General features: G+C 65.4%; 21 protein-coding genes. 9 read left to right on the top strand and 12 right to left on the bottom strand.

The genetic code is table 11. The annotated features are described in order from the left end of the window. Window positions 1-2: 2 nt before the first annotated feature. The 3 genes from ACZY1F_RS08520 to fabG form a co-directional block, all read right to left on the bottom strand. On the bottom strand, window positions 3-758 hold the full coding sequence (locus tag ACZY1F_RS08520; protein WP_463941565.1) for a VOC family protein: 756 nt from the start codon (window positions 756-758) through the stop codon (window positions 3-5). Window positions 759-1,042: 284 nt separating this feature from the next. Next, window positions 1,043-1,795 (bottom strand): SDR family oxidoreductase, encoded by a 753-nt coding sequence (locus ACZY1F_RS08515; protein WP_463941316.1) that lies wholly within the window; start codon window positions 1,793-1,795, stop codon window positions 1,043-1,045. 381 nt (window positions 1,796-2,176) lie between these two features. Then, complete coding sequence (gene fabG, locus ACZY1F_RS08510; RefSeq protein ID WP_463941315.1) at window positions 2,177-2,902, bottom strand: 3-oxoacyl-ACP reductase FabG; 726 nt, start codon at window positions 2,900-2,902, stop codon at window positions 2,177-2,179. Window positions 2,903-3,045: 143 nt separating this feature from the next. Here fabG and ACZY1F_RS08505 point away from each other — a divergent pair, with 143 nt between their 5' ends. From ACZY1F_RS08505 to ACZY1F_RS08495, 3 genes are read left to right on the top strand one after another with little or no spacing between them, the layout of a single operon-like run. Continuing rightward, window positions 3,046-3,480 (top strand): DUF3099 domain-containing protein, encoded by a 435-nt coding sequence (locus ACZY1F_RS08505; protein WP_463941314.1) that lies wholly within the window; start codon window positions 3,046-3,048, stop codon window positions 3,478-3,480. Beyond that, entirely contained in the window at window positions 3,477-3,752 is a 276-nt protein-coding gene (locus ACZY1F_RS08500) for a hypothetical protein (RefSeq protein ID WP_463941313.1), read from the top strand. Before ACZY1F_RS08505 ends, ACZY1F_RS08500 begins: the two co-directional genes overlap by 4 nt. Beyond that, the gene (locus ACZY1F_RS08495; RefSeq protein WP_463941312.1) at window positions 3,753-4,646 is read left to right on the top strand and encodes an SURF1 family cytochrome oxidase biogenesis protein; all 894 of its coding nucleotides are present in this window, start codon (window positions 3,753-3,755) and stop codon (window positions 4,644-4,646) included. It begins immediately after the preceding gene. Window positions 4,647-4,802: 156 nt separating this feature from the next. On the opposite strand, the gene ACZY1F_RS08490 is transcribed toward ACZY1F_RS08495, so the two are convergent. Further along, entirely contained in the window at window positions 4,803-6,401 is a 1,599-nt protein-coding gene (locus tag ACZY1F_RS08490; RefSeq protein ID WP_463941311.1) for an ABC-F family ATP-binding cassette domain-containing protein, read from the bottom strand. A 282-nt stretch (window positions 6,402-6,683) separates the two neighbouring features. Between ACZY1F_RS08490 and ACZY1F_RS08485 the strand changes: the two genes are divergently transcribed. Genes ACZY1F_RS08485 through ACZY1F_RS08475 form a run of 3 tightly spaced genes read left to right on the top strand, consistent with a single transcriptional unit; the run spans window position 6,684 to window position 8,657 of the window. Beyond that, a complete protein-coding gene (locus tag ACZY1F_RS08485; RefSeq protein WP_463941310.1) occupies window positions 6,684-7,313 on the top strand; it encodes a biotin transporter BioY in 630 nt (209 codons plus the stop codon). A gap of 7 nt (window positions 7,314-7,320) precedes the next feature. After that, window positions 7,321-8,037: an energy-coupling factor ABC transporter ATP-binding protein gene (locus ACZY1F_RS08480; protein ID WP_463941309.1), complete on the top strand. Its 717-nt coding sequence runs from the start codon at window positions 7,321-7,323 to the stop codon at window positions 8,035-8,037. Beyond that, window positions 8,034-8,657 (top strand): energy-coupling factor transporter transmembrane component T family protein, encoded by a 624-nt coding sequence (locus ACZY1F_RS08475; RefSeq protein WP_463941308.1) that lies wholly within the window; start codon window positions 8,034-8,036, stop codon window positions 8,655-8,657. The genes ACZY1F_RS08480 and ACZY1F_RS08475 overlap by 4 nt, the downstream gene beginning before the upstream one ends. Before the next feature lie 23 nt (window positions 8,658-8,680). Here ACZY1F_RS08475 and ACZY1F_RS08470 read toward each other — a convergent pair whose 3' ends face one another. Beyond that, window positions 8,681-9,883 carry a thiolase family protein gene (locus tag ACZY1F_RS08470; protein WP_463941564.1) on the bottom strand — a complete coding sequence of 401 codons (1,203 nt, stop codon included), beginning with the start codon at window positions 9,881-9,883 and terminating at the stop codon, window positions 8,681-8,683. A gap of 16 nt (window positions 9,884-9,899) precedes the next feature. After that, the gene (locus ACZY1F_RS08465) at window positions 9,900-11,306 is read right to left on the bottom strand and encodes a class I adenylate-forming enzyme family protein (RefSeq protein ID WP_463941307.1); all 1,407 of its coding nucleotides are present in this window, start codon (window positions 11,304-11,306) and stop codon (window positions 9,900-9,902) included. A gap of 61 nt (window positions 11,307-11,367) precedes the next feature. Here ACZY1F_RS08465 and ypfJ point away from each other — a divergent pair, with 61 nt between their 5' ends. Next, a complete protein-coding gene (gene ypfJ / locus ACZY1F_RS08460; RefSeq protein ID WP_463941306.1) occupies window positions 11,368-12,249 on the top strand; it encodes a KPN_02809 family neutral zinc metallopeptidase in 882 nt (293 codons plus the stop codon). Between the two features lie 92 nt (window positions 12,250-12,341). Here the strand turns inward: ypfJ and ACZY1F_RS08455 are convergent, their stop codons facing one another. The 6 genes from ACZY1F_RS08455 to ACZY1F_RS08430 form a co-directional block, all read right to left on the bottom strand. After that, window positions 12,342-12,674 carry a metal-sulfur cluster assembly factor gene (locus ACZY1F_RS08455; RefSeq protein ID WP_111908059.1) on the bottom strand — a complete coding sequence of 111 codons (333 nt, stop codon included), beginning with the start codon at window positions 12,672-12,674 and terminating at the stop codon, window positions 12,342-12,344. A gap of 12 nt (window positions 12,675-12,686) precedes the next feature. After that, a complete protein-coding gene (sufC, locus tag ACZY1F_RS08450; RefSeq protein WP_463941305.1) occupies window positions 12,687-13,475 on the bottom strand; it encodes a Fe-S cluster assembly ATPase SufC in 789 nt (262 codons plus the stop codon). Between the two features lie 113 nt (window positions 13,476-13,588). After that, window positions 13,589-13,948, bottom strand: a complete 360-nt coding sequence (locus ACZY1F_RS08445; protein WP_463941304.1) for a non-heme iron oxygenase ferredoxin subunit — start codon at window positions 13,946-13,948, stop codon at window positions 13,589-13,591. Window positions 13,949-13,964: 16 nt separating this feature from the next. Further along, window positions 13,965-15,251 (bottom strand): Fe-S cluster assembly protein SufD, encoded by a 1,287-nt coding sequence (gene sufD, locus ACZY1F_RS08440; RefSeq protein ID WP_463941303.1) that lies wholly within the window; start codon window positions 15,249-15,251, stop codon window positions 13,965-13,967. Between the two features lie 2 nt (window positions 15,252-15,253). Further along, a complete protein-coding gene (sufB, locus tag ACZY1F_RS08435) occupies window positions 15,254-16,717 on the bottom strand; it encodes a Fe-S cluster assembly protein SufB (protein WP_141140584.1) in 1,464 nt (487 codons plus the stop codon). Continuing rightward, window positions 16,717-17,559 (bottom strand): helix-turn-helix transcriptional regulator, encoded by an 843-nt coding sequence (locus ACZY1F_RS08430; RefSeq protein WP_463941302.1) that lies wholly within the window; start codon window positions 17,557-17,559, stop codon window positions 16,717-16,719. The genes sufB and ACZY1F_RS08430 overlap by 1 nt, the downstream gene beginning before the upstream one ends. A gap of 106 nt (window positions 17,560-17,665) precedes the next feature. Here ACZY1F_RS08430 and ACZY1F_RS08425 point away from each other — a divergent pair, with 106 nt between their 5' ends. Both ACZY1F_RS08425 and ACZY1F_RS08420 read left to right on the top strand, forming a co-directional pair. Then, entirely contained in the window at window positions 17,666-18,634 is a 969-nt protein-coding gene (locus ACZY1F_RS08425; protein ID WP_463941301.1) for an ABC transporter ATP-binding protein, read from the top strand. After that, a complete protein-coding gene (locus ACZY1F_RS08420; protein ID WP_463941300.1) occupies window positions 18,631-19,401 on the top strand; it encodes an ABC transporter permease in 771 nt (256 codons plus the stop codon). The genes ACZY1F_RS08425 and ACZY1F_RS08420 overlap by 4 nt, the downstream gene beginning before the upstream one ends. Window positions 19,402-19,408: the final 7 nt, after the last annotated feature.

Below are 19,408 nucleotides of genomic sequence, written 5' to 3'. Positions count from 1 at the left end.
GATCAGCCCGACGGCGGCGTGAACTGGCTTGCGGTGAAAACGGCTCCGCCGGGATCCCGGATCAGGACGGTGCGGGTCCACTCGGTGTCGTCCTGCCCGAGGACGACGGCGCCGAGTCGCTCCGCTTCCTGGGCCGTACGGTCCCGGTCTGCGACCGTAAACGTCACGTGCCACTGCGGCCGCTCACCGGGCGCCGCGGAAGCAAGCCAGGCAACGGCGTCCTCGAAGCCGCGGGGCACGAGGTCGCCCGACTGGCGGACCCTGATGTTGGGGTCGACGGTTGCCTCGAGGTGATCGCCGTATCCGGGGCGGCGGATCATGATTCCGAAGTCGAGGGTGTCGAACTGCCAGTCGAATGCCTTTGTGTAGAAGGCGGCTGCTGCCTCGGTGTCTGTTGTATGGAGGTCACTGAAGTTCCATCCGCCGGGAAGGTTGACCGCCTGGGCACCAAGTCGCTCGCGGGCCTGCCAGATGCGGAACTCGGCACCTTCGGGATCCGCCAGCACCGCCTGCACGCCTCCTGAGCCCGCATCGGCGGGGGCCGATTTCAGTGTTGCGCCGACGGAGAGCAGGTGCTGCGCGGCAGCATCCGCTTCGTCAACGGAAATGTACGTGTTCCACGCGGCGACACCGGTGCCAAGGCCCGTGATTGCGCCCGTTTCGTGGCCACCAAGGGTGGCTATGACGTACCTGCCGGTGCTGCCGGACGGGGCAACGTCCTCGAACTCCCACCCGAAGATTCCGCCGTAGAAGTGGATGGCGGCCTACACGTCGGGCTGCTCGGTGTCCACCCAACACGGAACACCTGCCGGATAGCTACGGCCCGTCACCTCTCGTTGCTGTGCCATGCATCAAACCCTAGGCGGCGTTGCCCTCATGGACAACGCCCCCGAAGACGCTTTCTCCCGGCATGCCGGGCTTCGCGACAGACAGGCTCGGCTTCACGACAGACAAAAGCTCCGGGCAGGAGTACTGCCCGGAGCCCGTCATGGTGGTGGGTCTTGCCGCGCGGGAAGTGCGGCCGTTGTGGTGATGCGTGTTGCTACTCGGCGCCCTTGCCGAAGTAGTCGGAGCCGCCGGCGTACTCCGTGTGGCCGGATTCGACGTCGGCGGTAGCCATGCTGGCCACAACTTCAGCGAACTCCTCCACGGAGTAGAGCTTTCCGGCCTCGGCGCGGCGGGCTTCGATGGCGCCCGGGTTCGAGCGGTCCAGCAGCGTGGCTGTGACAGTGCCTTCGATCATGTCACCGGACACCACCACCAGCGAGATGCCCTTCTCAGCCAGGTTCGGGAGGAGTTCGCGCAGGGCGTCCTCGCCGGCACGCTTGCTGCGGGCCACAGGCTCGTATTCGGGCATGGTGGGCACGGAGTTGATGAAGTGGGCCTGGTGGCTGGTCACGAAGACCACGCGGGAGCCTTCCTTCATCAGGGGCACGGCGGCGTTGAGCATGTTGACCTGCGCATCGCGGTTCAGCTTCAGGGCGTAGTCGTCCGCCATGCCGGACTCCATGCCGCCGGAAGCGTTGAGCACCAGGACGTCCAGCGAACCGAAGTTCTCCATGGCCGCGCTGGCCAGGGCCTGCACGCCTTCCTGGGTGGTGAGGTCCGCACCGACGGCGGTGGCGCGGCCGCCGGTCGCCTCGATTCCTGCGACCACCTTGTTAGCGCGCGGCGCCTTCTGGCGGTAATTCACTACGACGGCAGCGCCTTCGGCAGCGAGGTTCTTGGCCACTTCGGCGCCGATTCCCCGTGATGATCCGGTCACGATGGCGGTTTTGTTGTCCAGCAGTCCCATATGGGCTCCTTTGTTCGAAACGTCTAAATCGCATGAGGTCTGGAGTCCATCATGCCAGCGCGTCCCCTAGATTCGCTTGTGTGACCCCCCACAAAGAAGGCAGTTCACGATAGTTCCGCGGAGCCTCCCGGCAGTGTTCCGTCCGGCGTATGCTCCCCCTAAGACGGACAGCGCCGGAACCGCATCCACACCGGAGGAAGTCTTCAGGGATTAGCCTGCCGGACTTCAAGTCTTGCGAGGCAGTCCATGACGCCATCATGAGCGCCGTGCCGGCGACCGTGCGCACCACAAGCAGCCAGGTGGCCGGCTGGCTCAGGGAAGCATTCGACGCTGCCGCCTGACGGGCCTTCTGGTCAGTGTCCTGTGGTCAGTCTTCCGTGGTCAGTGGCCCATGCCGAGTCCGCCGTCAACAGGGATAACGGCGCCGGAAATGTAGGCCGCCTCGTCGCTGGAAATCCATCGGACCACGTTGGCCACTTCCGATGCCTCGGCAAACCGGTTGGCAGGAATGCTGGAAAGGTAGCCCTTTTGCGTGGCTTCAGGCAGTTCCGCCGTCATGTCCGTGTTAATGAATCCGGGGGCCACCACGTTTGCTGTGATCCCGCGTGAGCCGAGCTCCCGGGTCAGGGACCGCGCGATACCCACCAGGCCGGCCTTGGATGCGGAGTAGTTGATCTGGCCCGGCGCGCCATAGAGGCCCGAGACCGAGGAAATGAGGACCACGCGCCCCTTGCGCATCCGAATCATGTTCTTGGAGGCGCGCTTGATGACACGGAAAGCGCCGGTGAGGTTGGTATCGATCACCGATGTGAAGTCGTCTTCGCTCATCCGCATCAGGAGCGTGTCCTTGGTGATTCCCGCGTTTGCCACCAAGACCTCAACGGGACCGTGGGCAGCTTCCACCTCGGCGAAGGCCGCATCTACGGAGGCCTCGTCAGTCACATCCGCCTTCACGCCCAGGATCCCGGCCGGCAGCTCCGACGGGCTCCGGTACGTCACGGCCACCTTGTCGCCATTGGCTACAAAAGCCTGCGCGATGGCCAGGCCGATGCCGCGGTTTCCACCGGTGATCAGGACACTGCGGGCCGCTGTGGCTGCTTCAGACATTAAACGCTCCGGGATTCTGCGGCCTGTGCAGCCGCTGGTAGGACGGGGTGTGATTTTGCTGCCTCCGATCTTAGCCCGCGTTTGGGCGGCACTGCCGATGGTGAGAGAATTGAGGCAAGCCTTTGGAGCGTGATCAATCAGCCGTGACCCTTGAAAACCATGCCGGACAGTCCGTGCCCGGAGACCCCGAAAGGTTCTCTGGGGATTCCGGGGTCCACAGCATTACGGACGCGGCGGCGGCCCACTCGGAGGATATACGCCAGCGCATGATCAAGTACGCGCTGGCCATGGGAATCCGCATGGTCTGCCTCATCCTCATTTTTGTGGTGGACGGCTGGTTCAAGCTCGTTATGGTCGCTGGCGCCGTCTTCCTCCCGTGGATTGCGGTGGTGATCGCGAACGGCAGTGACCAGGCGGAGGTTCACAGCGACTCGCTGTTGGACTCGGCCCCGCTTGCCGAGCTGGAAAGCCCGGCCGGGCCGGTGGAACAGGACGGCTCCACGTCCGCCGTTATCCAGGGCGAGCTCATTGATGACGACGACGAACCCACGCAAGGACAGGAACGGCGCGCCTCATGAACATTTTTGACCTGGCTGCAGGGACCGCTGGTCCCCCGCCGGCCATGGCTGCCATGTGCTCCCGCAAGGCCTGCCGCTCGGATGCGTCCTGGCAACTGCTCTGGAACAACCCCAAAATCCATACGCCGGAACGCCGCAAAACCTGGCTTGCCTGCGACGAGCACCGTGACTGGCTCGAAGACTACCTCCAGACCCGCGGGCTCTGGAAGGAAACCCTGATCCTCGAGGCCGGGCAGGACGCCGGCCAGGCGCCGGTAGGGCAGGACGTCTGAATGTACCGCTTCCTCTTCTCCAGCAAGTGGCTGGGTTACCTCCTGCTGGCCGCCATCTTCGCCGCTGCCTGCGTCTTCCTTGGCCGTTGGCAGATGGACCGCCGTGCAGAGACCCTCGCGGAGATCAACCGCGTGGTCACGAATTATTCCGCCACACCCATCTCCTTCGACGAGGCAAAGGACGAGTTCTCCGCGCTGGACCCGTCGAAGGAATGGACCCAGGTGGAACTCCAAGGCACCTACGATCCTGCCGGTCAGCGTATTGTCCGCAACCGTCCGCTGAACGGGCAGCCCGGGTATGAGGTGGTTGTCCCGTTCAAGCTGGAGACCGGCGAAACCGTGGTGATTGACCGCGGCTGGCTGCCCATCGGCAACAAGAACCCGGGCAGCCCCGATTCCATTCCGACGCCTCCCGCCGGCCCAGTGACCGCCGTCGTCCGCCTCAAGCACGGGGAGCCCCAACTGGACCGTGGCGCGCCCGAGGGCCAGCTTGCTTCCATCGATCTCCCCACCTACGCAGGCCAACTGGGATATCCGGTCCTGACTGGCGCCTACGGACAGCTCGCGTCTGAATCTCCCGCCCCGGTTGACATGCCGTTCCCGTTCCCAAAGCCGGCCACCGAAGAAGGCACGCACCTGTCCTATTCCTTGCAGTGGTTCGCGTTCGGCGTGCTGATGTTCGTTGGCTTCGGGTATGCCGCAAGGCAGCAGGCCAGGAACGCCGCGATCGACGCCGAGGACGCCGCAGAGGGCGAAGAAGGTTTGACGGATTCGGGCAGTACGGTGCATTCCGCCGCTGCGGCAGCCCGCCGTCGTCCCCCTGTTGCCCGCAAGCGCAAGAAGGCGACCGCCGAAGAAGAGGAAGACGCCCTCCTGGACGCGCAGGGCTACTGACGCACGTTCTGTCCGTTCATTTGCGTTCTCCTCGTCAGTTGCGTTCGCTGCGCAACGTGGGTGATTTATGTAGCGTGCGTCTAAGCGAGGAACGAGCGAGCACGCGGCAAATCGAGCGCGGTGCTAAGCGGAAGGCGAGCCGGACGCCGAGAAGGGCTAAGCCAGCGTAATCAGGTCCAGGTAGTCTTCGTTCCAGTGGTCCTCGATGCCGTCGGGCAGCAGCACAACCCGCTCGGGGTTCAGTGCTTCGACGGCACCTTCATCGTGGCTGACCAGGACGACGGCGCCGGTGTAGTTGCTTAGTGCCCCGAGGATTTCGGCGCGGCTGGCCGGGTCGAGGTTGTTAGTGGGCTCGTCGAGGAGCAGCACGTTCGCGCTTGAGGCCACGATCGTGGCCAGGGCCAGCCGGGTTTTCTCGCCGCCGGAGAGCACACCGGCGGGTTTGTCGACGTCGTCTCCGGAGAACAGGAACGAGCCCAGGATGTTGCGGACCTCCGCGTCGTTCATGTCCGGGGCCGAGGAACGCATGTTCTGCAGGACGGTGCGGTCCACGTCGAGTGTCTCGTGCTCCTGGGCGTAATAGCCCACCTTCAGGCCGTGGCCCGCCACGACCTCGCCGGTGTCCGGCTTGTCGACGCCGGCGAGCATCCGCAGGAGGGTGGTCTTGCCGGCGCCGTTAAGGCCCAGGATGACCACCTTGGAGCCGCGGTCGATGGCCAGGTCCACGTCGGTGAAGATCTCCAGCGAGCCGTAGGACTTGCTGAGTCCGTCCGCGGTGAGGGGGGTCTTGCCGCAGGGCGACGGATCCGGGAAGCGCAGGGCTGCCACGCGGTCGGTAGCGCGGACGGCTTCGAGGCCGCCCAGCAGGCGTTCGGCACGCTTGGCCATGTTCTGTGCCGCAACGGCCTTGGTGGCCTTGGCCCGCATTTTGTTGGCCTGGTCGATGAGGACCTGGGCCTTCTTTTCCGCGTTGGCGCGCTCACGCTTGCGGGCGCGCTCATCCGTTTCGCGCTGGAGCAGGTAACGCTTCCAGTTCATATTGTAGAAGTCGACCTTGGCGCGGTTGGGATCAAGCAGGAACACTTTGTTGACAGTGGCTTCGAGCAGCTCGGTGTCGTGGCTGATCACGATCAGGCCGCCCTGGTGGTTCTTCAGGAACTCGCGGAGCCAGGTGATGGAATCCGCGTCGAGGTGGTTCGTGGGCTCATCGAGGAGCATCGTTTCGGCGTCCGAGTACAGGATCCGGGCGAGTTCGACACGGCGGCGCTGGCCGCCGGACAAGGTCTTGAGCGGCTGGTTCAGCAGCCGGTCCGGGAGGGCAAGGTTGGAGCAGATCGCCGCGGCCTCGGCCTCGGCCGCGTAGCCGCCGGCGGCCAGGAACTCGGATTCCAGCCGGTCATAGCGGTTCATCGCCTTGCGCTGGATCTCGGCGTCCTCGCTGGCCATGTCCTCATGGGTCTGCTTGAGCTTGTTGACGGCGACGTCGAGGCCGCGGGCGGAGAGGATGCGGTCGCGGGCCAGCTGTTCCATGTCCGGGGTCCGGGGATCCTGCGGCAGGTAGCCGATCTCGCCACTGCGGGTGACCTTGCCGCCGGCGGGCTGGCCTTCGCCCGCCAGCACCCGGGTCAGGGTCGTCTTGCCTGCGCCATTACGGCCTACGAGGCCGATCTTGTCGCCCTTGTCGATGCGGAAGCTCACCTGGTCCATGAGGAGCCGGGCGCCGGCGCGCAGTTCAAGATCCTGGACAGTAATCACAGCAGGTAAGGCCTTTCACAACAGGGAAACGCCGCAGCTCATCGGATGACGTCTGGAAGCAGCCGGGCAGAATGACCGACAGAACGGCCTTTCCAAGTCTACCGGCCCCAGCTTGACCCCATAACCGCCGCACCGCCGTCGTGCGTTGGCTAGCGTTTGTGCCCTGCCGTCAATCCCGGGCATCCCACTTAGTAGGTCCCCTACAAAATAGCGTCCGACGGCGGCCGGTAACGTCAGGATCACCCCCATGCTTTGCTTGCACAACCACGACAGGAACACCCCATGAGTCAGACTGACAGCGCCGTCACCGGCACCGCTTCCCGCCTCCGGAGCCGGTGGAACGCCACCGACCTGGGCCTGATCGCCGTCTTCGCTGCACTCGTTGCCGGCTCCGCCATGGTGCCCGGCATCGCGGCGAACGTGTTCGGCATCCCCATCACGTTCCAGACCCTTGCGGTGATGCTTACCGGCCTGATGCTGGGCCCCGGCCGGGGTTTCGCCGCCGTCGGCCTGTACACCCTCCTGGGCCTGGCCGGCCTGCCGATCTTCAGCCAGGGCCGTAGCGGCCTGGCCATCCTGGCCGGACCGTCGGCCGGTTACATCATTGCTTTCCCCATCGCTGCAGCCGTTGTCGGCTGGCTGGCCACCGTGGTGATCCGGCGGACAACACGGGCGCGGGCACTGTGGTTCTTCGCGTCGGCGATGGTCACCAGCATCGCCTTCGTGCACACGCTCGGAGTTGCCGGGATCGCCCTGAACACCAAAGCCTCACTGGGTGACGCCTTCCTTGCAGACCTGGTCTTCTACCCCGGCGACGTGATTAAGAACATCCTCGCCGCGGTGATCGCCGTGGCGCTGCACCGGGCATTTCCCGACGTCCTGGTCCGCCGGGTGAAGCGGATCAACAACTAGTCCCGCCATGGCAACCATTTCTTTCCGGCAGGCCTCAGTGGCCGTTGCCGTTGACAACCGCCCGGAACCGAAGTCCCTGCTCCAGGACGTCACGCTTGAGCTGACGGAACAGCGCATCGGCGTGATCGGGGCCAACGGGTCCGGCAAGTCCACGTTGCTGCGGCTGATTAACGGCCTGGTCCAGCCAAGTTCCGGCAGCGTGTCCGTGGACGGCGCCGATACTGTCCGGGCGGTGCGGGCAGTCCGCCGGCAGGTGGGGTTCGTCTTCACGGATCCGTTGTCCCAGCTGGTGATGCCCACGGGGCGCGAAGACGTGGAGTTGTCGCTGCGCCGCCCGGTCCGCAACGGTGCGGAGCGGCGCACGCTGGCGGAAGCGGCCCTTGCGCGCCTTGGCCTGCTGCCGCTCGCGGACCAGAGCATCTATGAACTGTCCGGCGGTGAACGCCAACTGATGGCCCTCGCCGCTGTTCTGGCCGTGAGTCCCACTGTCCTGGTGCTGGATGAACCGTCCACCCTCCTGGACCTCCGGAACCGCGAACTCCTGCGCCGCACGCTGTCCGGGCTCGACCAGCAGATCGTGATGTCCACCCACGACCTCGACCTCGCCCTGGAGATGGACCGCGTGCTGGTGGTGGAAGCGGGACGCGTGATGTTTGATGGTGGCCCCGTCGCGGCCGTCGAGGCATACCGGGCGCTGGTCACCAACGGCCTGGCCGCGCCATGAGGGGGCACGGCTTCCTGCTGGCCAACTATGTCCCGGGGAATTCCGTTATCCACCGGACGCCGCTGGCATGCAAGTTCCTGCTGGTGGTGGGCTGCGGCCTGGTGTCCTTTGTGGTGGTCGACTGGCTGGTTTCCGCCGCGGTGCTGGCCGTGCTCGGCGCGCTGTTTCTCCTGACCGGCGCCGGAACCCGGCGGCTCGTGAGTGATGTACGTCCTGTTGCCCTGGTTTTGGTGGTCATCGGCCTGTTCCAGTGGTGGCAGCTGGGCGGACCCACGGCCGCCCGGATTGTCCTGAACATCCTGGTCTGCGTGGTGGCGGCGTCCCTGCTGACGGCCACCACGCCCATGCAGCGGATCCTGGACGGCGTTGTCTCGCTGGCCACACCATTCCGCCGCTTCGGCGCGGACCCCGAGCGTTTTGCGCTGACAATCGCCATCATGCTCCGCAGCATCCCGTATATCGCCGGCGCCTTTGCAGACGTCCGGGATTCCGCCCGGGCCCGCGGGCTTGAGCGCAACCCGCGTGCCCTCGTGCTGCCCGTCTTTATCACCACTGTGGCCTTCGCCCGCCAGACCGGCGAAGCGCTGGCTGCACGCGGGCTGGGTGACGCGGAAGACTGAGCTGCCGTTTCTTCCTGTGCGTCTTAGGGGATCTGTTGCCCGCCGGCCAGCAACTCGTAGCGCAGCAGCGCCGCCGTTCCCATGCCGCCGGCAATACTGATCAGGGCCAATGCCAGGGAGCCGTGGTTCCCGGCACGGCGCGCCTGGGCGAGAAGCCGAGCCACCAGTACCGCACCGGATGCCCCGTAGGCGTGGCCCAATGCCAGCGCCCCGCCGTCAAGGTTGGCCCGCTCCGGATCAATGCCCAGCTGGTCCAGGCAGGCCAGGGTCTGGGACGCGAAGGCTTCGTTGAACTCCACCAGGTCGACGCTGTCAGCGGACAGCCCCCTCGACTGCAGGAGCCGCTGCCCGGCAACCGCTGCACCGATCCCCAACACGTCGGGATCCACGCCGGCAGTGTCCGTGGCCATTACCAGGAGCCCGTCGGCGGCTCCCAGTTCCCGGGCCCGCTGCAGGGAAGTGATGACGACGGCGGACGCGGCGTCTGCGTCGAAGCATGAGTTCCCGGCGGTGACAGTCCCCCCTGGCACAAAGGCGGCGGGGAACCGCTTCAGGACGGCGGCGGACAGGCCGGCGCGGGGGCCGTCGTCGGCACTGATGGGTCCGGCTGCCGTTTCCAGCGTAGTGATTTCGGCGGCGAAATAGCCTGCCTTAGCGGCGGCCAGCGCCCGCTGGTGGCTGCGGAGCGCCGAGGCATCCTGCCGTTCCCGGCTGACCTCGAACCGGGAAGCAACGTTCTCGGCAGCGACTCCCATGTCCGGGTCGCCGAAACTGTGCGGCACAAACTGGGCGCGTGCAAAAAAGGCGGGCTCGCCGTGGTCGTCCCGGTAGGCCCGCAGCGGAGCCGTGCTGATGCTCTCCACTCCCCCGGCGAGATACACAGGGTTTCCGCCGGCGGCCACCAGCTTGGCGGCCAGGACGATGGCATCCAGCCCTGACCCGCACTGGCGGTCGACTGTCAGTCCCGGCACGCTGACCGGCAGCCCTGCCTCAAGAAGGGCCAGGCGGGCCACGTTGCCGCCGCCGCCCACGGCGTTGCCAATCACCACATCCGTGACTTCTTCAGCCGGCAGGTGGGTGTCGGCCAGGAGGTCGAGCAGGACCGGCGCCAGCAGCTGGTGCGCACGCAGTTTCTTCAGTGCACCGTTGGCGCGCCGGACCGCGGTACGCCGCGCCGCGATGATCACCGGCTGCCGGTCCGCGGGCAGCAGGTCGCCGGGCGGCATGCCATGGGGCTGCAGGTCAGCGGTCAAGGTGCCGCGCCCTGGGGTCGTGGGAGCTGATCCAGTCCAGGAGGATGTTCCGGCTGACCTTGCCCCGGTCCGTGGTGGGAAGTTCGGAGAGTGCGAAGTACTGGTGCGGCCGCTTGTCCCGCGGCAGGATGTTTTCGAGTCCGGCCTTGAGCTGCATGGCCGTGACTCCGCCCTGGGACGGAATGACGCCCGCGACCACCCGTTGGCCGCGGAGATCATCGGGCATTCCGGCGGCCACCGCAGCAGCCACTCCTGGTACGGCCGCCAGGGCGAGTTCCACTTCGTGCGGATACACGTTCTTGCCCGAGGTCAGGATCATGTCGGCGCGCCGGCCCAGGATGTGCAGTTCGCCGCCGTCGAGGTAGCCCTGGTCCCCCACCGTGAACCAGCCGTTGAAGGAACGGAGCGCCTGGCCGTCGTCACCCCAGAGGTAGCCGTTGCTGAGCATGCCGCTGCGGACGCAGATGTTGCCGGCGTGGCCGTCCTGCAGTTCGGAACCGTCGTCATCCAGGATTTTGACGTCCACGCCCGGGAACGGGTGTCCGATTCCAGTGCCCCCGGCGTCCAGCAGTTCCCCCGCCGCCAGCCCCGCACCGGAGACAAAGCTCAGTTCGGACGCGCCGTAGTACTCAAAGATGGTGGCGTTCGGCGCCCAGCGCCGTGCTGCCTCAAGGGTGCGTGCGTCCAGCTTCGAGCCGGCGCAGATGATGGTCCGGATGCCGGCGGCATCCACGCAGCCGGTCAGGCCGCGCTCACTCAGCAGCCGCAGCATGGTGGGCACCAGGATGAGCCGGGTCACGCCGTCGTGCGTGATGGCGGCGTGGACAGCACCGACGTCAAAGCTCTCCAGCGTCTGGAATTCCGAGCCCGCGTAGAGGCATTCAGCGAGGGCGTAGAGGTTGAGGCTGGCGGCCAAGGGCCCGGGCGCGAGCGTGACGTCGTCCTGGGCTAGGCCAAAGAACTCAATGGACGCGTCAAAGGACTGGCGCCAGGACTGCCTGGACCGGGTAAATGCCTTCGGCACTGAGGTGGTGCCAGAGGTGAGTCCGATCAGGAACGTCGACTCCGGCGGCCCGTCCGCAAAAATATCTGCTGCGGAAACTTCGCCCGGCGTGGCTGATTCCGCAAGCCGCTGAAGAATTTCCTGATGCAGGGACGCCGGCCAGGTCGGATCCAGGACGGCGCATTGCCGCCTGCCGGATACGGCTGCGGCGAACTTCACGGCGAAGTCTACGGAGTTGGCCTCCGCAAGGACGGAGACGGCCGCTGTCTCTGGAAGGGCGGATGCTGCGGCGTCACGGAGCTCAGCCCAGCGCAGGCGCCGGCCGGCCACCACGACGGCGGTGTCATAGGGGCGTTCTTCGGCCCAGCGCTGGATATTGTCGAGAAATGGCATCGTCCCAACTTTACTGGCCGGACTCCGCTTCGGTGGTGCCGCTAAGGGTTATTGTGACTTCATGAGCTTCAATGACAACGTCCAGCTGGACCCGTCCCAGGTCCAGGACCGGCGCGGCATGGGCCGCGGAGTAAAAGTCGGCGGCGGCATCGGGGGCGGCATCATCCTGCTGATCGCTGCGCTCCTCGGCGTCAACCCCGCCTTGCTCGAAGGCCTGACCGGCGGGGCGGGCACGGCTGAACAGAGCCAGGGCACGGCACCCGCCTGCACTACGGGGGCCGACGCCGACGCGCGGCTGGACTGCCGGATCACCGGCACGGTGAACAGCCTGAACGCGTTCTGGCCGGCCTACCTCCAGGACTACAAAGTGCAGTACCCCCAGCCGGAGACGGTGATCTTCGATCAGGCAGTCAACAGCGGTTGCGGAACGGCTTCCAGTGCTGTGGGCCCCTTCTACTGCCCCACTGACAGCACGGCCTATTTCGATCCGGGTTTCTTCCAGGAACTTGTGGACCGCTTCGGATCCTCGGGAGGTCCCCTGGCGCAGGAGTATGTGGTGGCCCACGAATTCGGCCACCACATCCAGAACGTGCTGGGGTACATAGACCGCGGCCAGCAGGATCCGCAGGGGCCCGAGTCCGGCGCCGTCCGCGTGGAGCTCCAGGCCGACTGCTATGCCGGCCTCTGGGTAAAGCACGCCTCAACCCAGCCCGGACCCGACGGCCAGCCGTTCCTGGAACCGATCACCCAGCAGGACCTCAACGATGCACTGTCCGCAGCTTCAGCGGTGGGCGATGACCGGATCCAGGAAGCCGCCACGGGCCGGGTCTCGCCCGAGGCCTGGACGCACGGCTCCAGCGAACAGCGGCAAAAGTGGTTCTACCAGGGCTACACCACCGGCGACATCAACCAGTGCGACACCTTCTCGGCCCCCACCCTCTGACACCATCGATTGAGGGAACGACGACGGCCGGTCACCTTCGCTGAGAAGGTAACCGGCCGTCGTCGAAGCCAGGCTAGGGAGGCGGTGGGGATCTAGATGTTGAAGCCGAGGGCCCGCATCTGGTCCTTGCCGTCATCTGTGATCCGCTCCGGACCCCAGGGCGGCATCCACACCCAGTTCAGGCGCCAGTCGTCGACGACGCCGTCAAGGGACTTGCCGACCTGCTCCTCGATGACATCGGTGAGCGGGCAGGCGGCCGTGGTGAGCGTCATGTCGATCAGCAGCGCGCCGTCGTCGTCGGAGTACTTCAGGCCGTACAGCAGCCCGAGGTCCACGATGTTCACACCGAGTTCCGGGTCGATGACGTCCTTGAGTGCCTCTTCGACATCCTCGAGGCCCGTGCGGGCCGTATTGATTTCGGTCATGGCAAGTCCTATCTAGGCCTGTGCGGCAGCAGCGATGGTGGCTGCGCCGGCGCCCGTGGCGTAACGGTCGTAGCCTTCGTCTTCGAGGCGGTCTGCCAGCTCCGGGCCGCCCTCTTCGACAACCTGGCCGTCAACGAAAACGTGAACGAAGTCAGGCTTGATGTAGCGCAGGATGCGGGTGTAGTGCGTGATGAGCAGCGTGCCCATGTTGCCCGCCTCGTGTGCACGGTTGACGCCTTCGGAGACAACCTTCAGGGCGTCAACGTCCAGCCCTGAGTCGGTCTCGTCAAGGATGGCGAACTTCGGCTTGAAGAGCTCCAGCTGGAGGATCTCGACGCGCTTCTTCTCGCCGCCGGAGAAGCCTTCGTTGACGTTGCGCTCGGCGAAGTCAGCGTCGATGCGCAGCTGGGCCATGGCCGCCTTGACGTCCTTGGTCCAGGTACGCAGCTTCGGTGCTTCGCCGTCGATGGCGGTCTTGGCGGTGCGCAGGAAGTTGGTCATGCTCACGCCGGGGACCTCCACAGGGTACTGCATGGCCAGGAAGAGGCCGGCGCGGGCCCGCTGGTCAACGGTCATCGCGAGGACATCTTCGCCGTCAAGCGTGATGGTTCCGTTGGTGACCTTGTAGCGCGGGTGCCCGGCAATGGTGGATGCCAGGGTGGACTTGCCCGAACCGTTGGGGCCCATGATGGCGTGGGTCTGACCGGTCTTGATGGTCAGGCTGACGCCCTTCAGGATCTCCTTGGTGCCCTGCTCCGTGTCAATGCTGACGTGCAGGTCCTTGATCTCAAGAGTAGACATAGGTCTTGTTCTCCTCTGCACCGCGCCCTCCGGCGGTGGTGCGGTCTGTATCTGGAAGTTAGGTTCTGTTGCTTGTGTCCGGCTGATTTGTACGGCTGGTGCCGTCGATGCTGCTAGCTGAAGTTCGGGGCTTCCGCTCCGTTGAGCACGTTCGTGAAGTCCACGTAAACCTCGTCGCCGAGGATCTCGACGGCGAACACCGGGACGGGATCGTAGGCCGGCAGCTGGAGCGGCTCGCCGCTCCGCAGATCGAACTGGGAACCGTGGCCCCAGCATTCGATCATGCACCCTTCCACTTCGCCCTCGGACAGTGAGATGTCCGCGTGCGAGCAGGTGTCCCCGATGGCGTGGATGTCTCCCATGGAGTCCTTCACGATGGCTACGGGGTAGTCATCGATCAGGATCCGGAGGGCCTGCTTGAGCTGGATTTCATCCGTCTTGCAGACAAATTCGCCCTTTGGCTGGTCAGTCATCTGTTTTCCGCGCCGTCTAGTTGTTCGTCACGGCGAGTTCGCGCTCAACAGCCTCGGTGAGCCGCTCTTCGAGGGCCGGTACCTTGATCTGCTGGATGATCTCGTGCAGGAAGCCACGGACCACCAGGCGGCGGGCAACATCCTCGGGGATGCCGCGGGCCATGAGGTAGAACAGGTGCTCGTCGTCCAGCCGGCCGGTGGCGCTTGCGTGGCCGGCTCCCTTGATCAGGCCGGTTTCGATCTCGAGGTTCGGCACGGAGTCGGCGCGGGCGCCGTCCGTGAGCAGCAGGTTGCGGTTGGCCTCGTAGCTGTCGGTGCCTTCGGCTTCCTTGCGGATCAGGACGTCGCCTACCCACACAGCGTGGGCGTTGCGGCCCTGCAACGCGCCCTTGTAGAGCACGTTGGAGGTGCAGTTCGCCACTGCGTGGTCAACAAAGAGCCGCTGCTCCAGGTGCTGGCCGGCGTCTGCGAAGTACAGGCCGAACATTTCCGCTTCGCCGCCGGGGGCGGTGAATCGGGCGGACGGCGTGACGCGGACCAGGTCCCCGCCGAGGCTGACCACGACGTGCTTGAACTTGGCGTCGCGGCCGATCTTTGCCTGCTGGGACGAGGCATGGACGGCGTCGTCGTTCCATTCCTGGAGCGAGACAACCGTGAGGTTGGCGCCGTCTTCAACAACGATTTCGATGTTTTCTGACACCACGGCCGAGCCCTGGTGGTTCAGGACCACAACGGCCTTGGAGAACTTCTCTGCCACGATCACCAGGTGCTGGGCGGCTGCCTCCGTGGAGGTGCCTTCGATCACGACGGTGACCTCGGTGTCGGCTTCAAATTCGGCCGGGATGGTGAGGACGGTGGCTTCGCTGAAGTTCTCCCAGGCATTGGCGGACACTCGGTCCTCCGGGATGCCGGCCGAACCGATGCGCTTGTCGCCGCGTGCCACGGACTCAACCGTGACCTGCTCGGGGCCGCTGACGGTAACGGTGGGAGCCGCTCCTGCCAGGACCTCGCTGTGCAGGCCGCGCAGGCGCTTGAGCGGCGTGAAGCGCCAGTCTTCTTCAAGCCCGGTGAGCGGCTTGAAGTCCGCGAGGTTGTACGAGGTCAGCCGGCCTGCACGTGAGCTGTCCGGAATGCCCACGCCGCCGCCGTGCGAGTGGCGCTTAACGGCTTCGCCGGCCAGCGGGGCCTTGGAAGCGTTCGAGTTGATCGGAGACAGGCTTTCGCCCTCTTCCGTGAAACCGTTAATAAACGGTTGGGCCGAGGGCGCGCCGATGCGGGCTTTTTCAGTAGTGATTTCAGTCATCGTTATCCGACGGACCCTTCCATCTGCAGTTCAATCAGGCGGTTCAGCTCAAGTGCGTACTCCATCGGGAGTTCGCGGGCGATGGGCTCGATGAAGCCACGGACGATCATCGCCATGGCCTCGTCTTCGCGCATGCCGCGGGACATCAGGTAGAAGAGCTGCTCTTCGCTGACCCGGGAAACAGTTGCTTCGTGGCCCATCACCACGTCATCCTCGCGGATGTCGATGTACGGGTAGGTGTCCGAACGGCTGATGGTATCCACCAGCAGCGCGTCGCAACGGACGGTGTTCGCCGAGTGCTTGGCACCTTCACGGACCTGGACCAGTCCGCGGTAGGCAGCACGCCCGCCGCCGCGGGCCACGGACTTGGAAATGATGGAGCTCTTGGTGTTCGGCGCGATGTGCACCATCTTCGAGCCAGTGTCCTGGTGCTGTCCGGCGCCGGCGAAGGCAATGGACAATGTCTCGCCCTTGGCGTGCTCGCCGACCAGGTAAACGGCCGGGTACTTCATGGTGACCTTGGAGCCGATGTTTCCGTCAACCCATTCCATGGTGGCGCCTTCTTCGCAGATGGCACGCTTGGTCACCAGGTTGTACACGTTGGTGGACCAGTTCTGGATGGTGGTGTAACGGACGCGGGCGCCCTTCTTCACGATGATTTCCACCACGGCGGAGTGCAGCGAGTCCGAGGTGTAAATCGGCGCGGTGCAGCCTTCGATGTAGTGGACGTAGGAGTCCTCGTCGGCGATGATCAGCGTGCGCTCGAACTGGCCCATGTTTTCCGTGTTGATGCGGAAGTATGCCTGCAGCGGAATGTCCACGTGGACGCCCTTGGGGACATACACGAAGGAACCGCCGGACCAGACGGCCGTGTTCAGCGACGCGAACTTGTTGTCGCCCACGGGAATGATGGTGCCGAAGTACTCCTGGAAGATCTCCGGGTGTTCGCGCAGCGCGGTATCGGTGTCCAGGAAGATGACGCCCTGCTTTTCAAGGTCCTCACGCAGCTGGTGGTAGACAACCTCGGACTCGTACTGGGCGGCGACGCCGGAAACCAGGCGCTGCTTTTCGGCCTCGGGGATGCCGAGCTTGTCGTACGTGTTCTTGATGTCATCGGGCAGGTCCTCCCAGCTGGTGGCCTGCTTCTCGGTGGACCGCACGAAGTACTTGATGTTGTCGAAGTCGATGCCCGAGAGGTCTGCACCCCAGGTGGGCATGGGCTTGCGGTCGAAATACTTCAGGCCCTTGAGCCGGAGATCGAGCATCCATTGGGGCTCGCTCTTTTTGGCCGAGATATCGCGGACGACTTCTTCGTTGATACCGCGGCGGGCGTTGGCACCGGCGTCGTTCTTGTCGGACCAGCCGTACTCGTACGTGCCGATGCCGTGGAGCTCGGGATTCTTTTGCAGAATCTCCGAGATCACAGTGTCTTCGGCTACCGCTTTCTCTGATAGTTGGTCCGTCATCACGGCCTTTCTTGCTGATGGTTGGTTACTTCATCCAGGCTGGCGGGGGCTGCCTGCGGGACCTGGTGTCCCCCTGCAGCCAGCCGGCCTGTGGGTATGTGGGTGGTGCAGACGTGTCCACCGCGAGCCAGCGTGGACAGGCGGCGCACGTCAACGCCGACGAGACGGGAGAACACTTCGGTCTCCACATCGCAGAAGACGGGGAACTGGGCGGCGAGCTGCTGGATGGGGCAATGCCCCTGGCACAGCTGGACGCTGGACAGTGCTGCCGGCAGCGGGGCCTTGGCCTCGATCGAGGCGGCCGACGCTACGAAGCCATCCCGGCTCAGCGCGGTGGACAATGCCTGCGCCCTGGCGCTGATGTCCGGTCCGGCCAGTTCGACCTCCGGTGCGTAGCGGCGTTCCATGTCGGCAAAACGTTCGACGGCGAACGCGCGGACTGCCTGTTCGCCCGCCACTGCCTGGAGCTGCTTGAGCGCAAGGGTGGCGATGTCGAGGTAATCGTTGCCAAGCGTGGACTGGCCCTGCGAGCTCAGGACATAGCGGCGGGCGGGACGTCCCGCGCCGGCGCCGGCCTTGGCCACGCGCTTGACCTCAATAACCCCGCTGCGGGCCAGATGATCAAGGTGCCTCCGGACCGCGGCCGGCGTGAAGCCGAGCATGTCGCCGAGTTCCGCCGCGCTGATGGGGCCATGCTCAAGCACGGCACCAAGAACCCGGTCCCGGGTACGCTCGTCCGAGTCCGCCACCGGCACAGCCGCCACGTGGCCGGGATCAGCGGCGGTACGCGGCGCCCCGTGCCCGGCAAACGGCACAGCAGCAGCATTGGTCATGGAATACACAACACAATCATGTCGTAATTTACTCCCCCGTACTAGTAAGGTCAGGCTGACCTGCGGCCGGTGTCCCCTGCGGCCCCGCCAGTACTACATCGCGTAGAATGCTGGGGTGCGATCCCCCGAATCCCCGGTTCTGTCCATCAGCGGGTTAATTAAGGATGTTGGTCCGCTGGCCAGCCTGGACGGAAAAATGCTCCGGGTGGTCAACGGTGTATCCCTTATGGCCGAACGCGGCCAGGTCACGGCCCTCCTGGGCGCTAACGGAGCCGGAAAGACCACCACCATCGAGTGCGCGCAGGGCCTGCAGAAGCGCAGCGGCGGCAGCATCTCGTTGCTCGGCCACGATCCTGGCCGAGCGGGCGCCGAGCTGCGGTCCCGCGTAGGCGTGATGCTTCAGGATGGCGGCCTCCCGCCGTCGGCCCGTCCCATCCCGCTCCTCCGGCACATCGCCGGAATGTACGCGAAGCCCCGCTCCGTTGACGAACTGGTGGAACGGCTTGGCATTGACACCTTCGCCAGGACCACCGTCCGCAGGCTCTCCGGTGGGCAGAAGCAGCGCCTGGCACTCGCCGCGGCGCTGATCGGCAATCCGGAAGTCCTGTTCCTGGATGAGCCCAGCGCCGGCCTGGATCCCCAGTCCCGGCAGCTGGTCTTCGAGCTGATCTCGGAACTGCGGGCAACCGGAATGGGCATCATTCTGACAACGCACTTAATGGACGACGCCCAGCGGTTGGCGGATTACATCTACATCATTGACGCCGGCAGGAACGTCGCCGAGGGGACAGTTTCCCAGCTGCTGCAGCGGGACCCGGTGGTTGAGGCTGGCACGGACCACATACGCACCCTGGTGTTCGAGGCTCCCCCGGGGCTGGATTTCACCGGCGTGCTGCCGGCTGCCATCGCCGTCTCTGAAACACGGGCCGGAAGCTACGTTGCATCGGGTGCACTGACTCCCAACGATCTCGCGTCGCTGACAGCCTGGTGGGCGGCCCATGATGTTATGCCCGGTTCCATGAGCCTCGCGGCACGAAGCCTGGAAGATGTCTTCCTCGACATCTCGGGAAAGGACATCCGATGACGGCTGCCGCAGCCACTGCCACCCGGGGAGGGCCGGCCACGCTGCTGCGCCGCATCCTGCTGCAGGGAAGGTATGAATCACTGGCCATGCTCAGGAACGGCGAGCAGTTGATCCTCGCCGTGGTCCTGCCGCTGCTTGCGCTGTTAGGGCTCACTGTCACTCCTTTCCTGGACGGCTTTGGAGCCAGCCGCATCAATGTGGCGGTCCCCGGCATCCTGGCTTTGTGCGCGATGTCCACGGCCTTTACCGGCCAGGGCATCGCCACCGGCTTCGACCGGCGCTACGGGGTTCTCCGGTTCCTGTCCACCACACCCCTGGGCCGTGAAGGCCTCATCGCGGGTAAGGTGCTGGCGGTCCTGGCCGTGCTTTGCCTCCAGGTTGCCGTGGTGGCACTGGTGGCGCTTCCATTGGGCTGGCAGCCGCCTGCCTCCGGCTGGCTCCCCGGGCTGTCGATGCTGGCCCTGGGCGCTGTGGCGTTCACCGCATTGGGGCTTCTGGTGGCCGGCACCGTGCGGCCCGAGGCCACCCTCGCCATCACCAACCTGCTGTGGATCCTGCTGGGCGCCCTGGGCGGGATAGTGATTCCCGCGGAACGGCTGCCCGCGTTGGCCCAGGAAGTGGTCCACTACCTGCCTTCCGGCGCACTCGGCGAGGCCATGCGCGAAGCTTTCCTGCACGGCTCGCTGAACGGCGGCGCCGCGCTTATCCTGCTGCTCTGGACTGTTCTTGCCGGTGCAGCAGCCATCCGTTGGTTCAAGTGGAATTGAGATATCC

The sequence above is a fragment of the Pseudarthrobacter xylosi genome (assembly GCF_055412765.1).
Note: the sequence above shows the minus strand (reverse complement) of the source record. Positions and strands in the feature narration are given on the sequence as shown.

Bases quoted from the DNA above. Each gene is read 5' to 3' on its own strand.
- ACZY1F_RS08515 (WP_463941316.1), bottom strand. From the start codon at position 1,795: ATGGGACTGCTGGACAACAAAACCGCCATCGTGACCGGATCATCACGG.
- fabG (WP_463941315.1), bottom strand. From the start codon at position 2,902: ATGTCTGAAGCAGCCACAGCGGCCCGCAGTGTCCTGATCACCGGTGGA.
- ACZY1F_RS08500 (WP_463941313.1), top strand. From the start codon at position 3,477: ATGAACATTTTTGACCTGGCTGCAGGGACCGCTGGTCCCCCGCCGGCC.
- ACZY1F_RS08495 (WP_463941312.1), top strand. From the start codon at position 3,753: ATGTACCGCTTCCTCTTCTCCAGCAAGTGGCTGGGTTACCTCCTGCTG.
- ACZY1F_RS08485 (WP_463941310.1), top strand. From the start codon at position 6,684: ATGAGTCAGACTGACAGCGCCGTCACCGGCACCGCTTCCCGCCTCCGG.
- ACZY1F_RS08480 (WP_463941309.1), top strand. From the start codon at position 7,321: ATGGCAACCATTTCTTTCCGGCAGGCCTCAGTGGCCGTTGCCGTTGAC.
- ACZY1F_RS08475 (WP_463941308.1), top strand. From the start codon at position 8,034: ATGAGGGGGCACGGCTTCCTGCTGGCCAACTATGTCCCGGGGAATTCC.
- ACZY1F_RS08470 (WP_463941564.1), bottom strand. From the start codon at position 9,883: ATGCCGCCCGGCGACCTGCTGCCCGCGGACCGGCAGCCGGTGATCATC.
- ACZY1F_RS08465 (WP_463941307.1), bottom strand. From the start codon at position 11,306: ATGCCATTTCTCGACAATATCCAGCGCTGGGCCGAAGAACGCCCCTAT.
- ypfJ (WP_463941306.1), top strand. From the start codon at position 11,368: ATGAGCTTCAATGACAACGTCCAGCTGGACCCGTCCCAGGTCCAGGAC.
- ACZY1F_RS08455 (WP_111908059.1), bottom strand. From the start codon at position 12,674: ATGACCGAAATCAATACGGCCCGCACGGGCCTCGAGGATGTCGAAGAG.
- sufC (WP_463941305.1), bottom strand. From the start codon at position 13,475: ATGTCTACTCTTGAGATCAAGGACCTGCACGTCAGCATTGACACGGAG.
- ACZY1F_RS08445 (WP_463941304.1), bottom strand. From the start codon at position 13,948: ATGACTGACCAGCCAAAGGGCGAATTTGTCTGCAAGACGGATGAAATC.
- sufD (WP_463941303.1), bottom strand. From the start codon at position 15,251: ATGACTGAAATCACTACTGAAAAAGCCCGCATCGGCGCGCCCTCGGCC.
- sufB (WP_141140584.1), bottom strand. From the start codon at position 16,717: ATGACGGACCAACTATCAGAGAAAGCGGTAGCCGAAGACACTGTGATC.
- ACZY1F_RS08420 (WP_463941300.1), top strand. From the start codon at position 18,631: ATGACGGCTGCCGCAGCCACTGCCACCCGGGGAGGGCCGGCCACGCTG.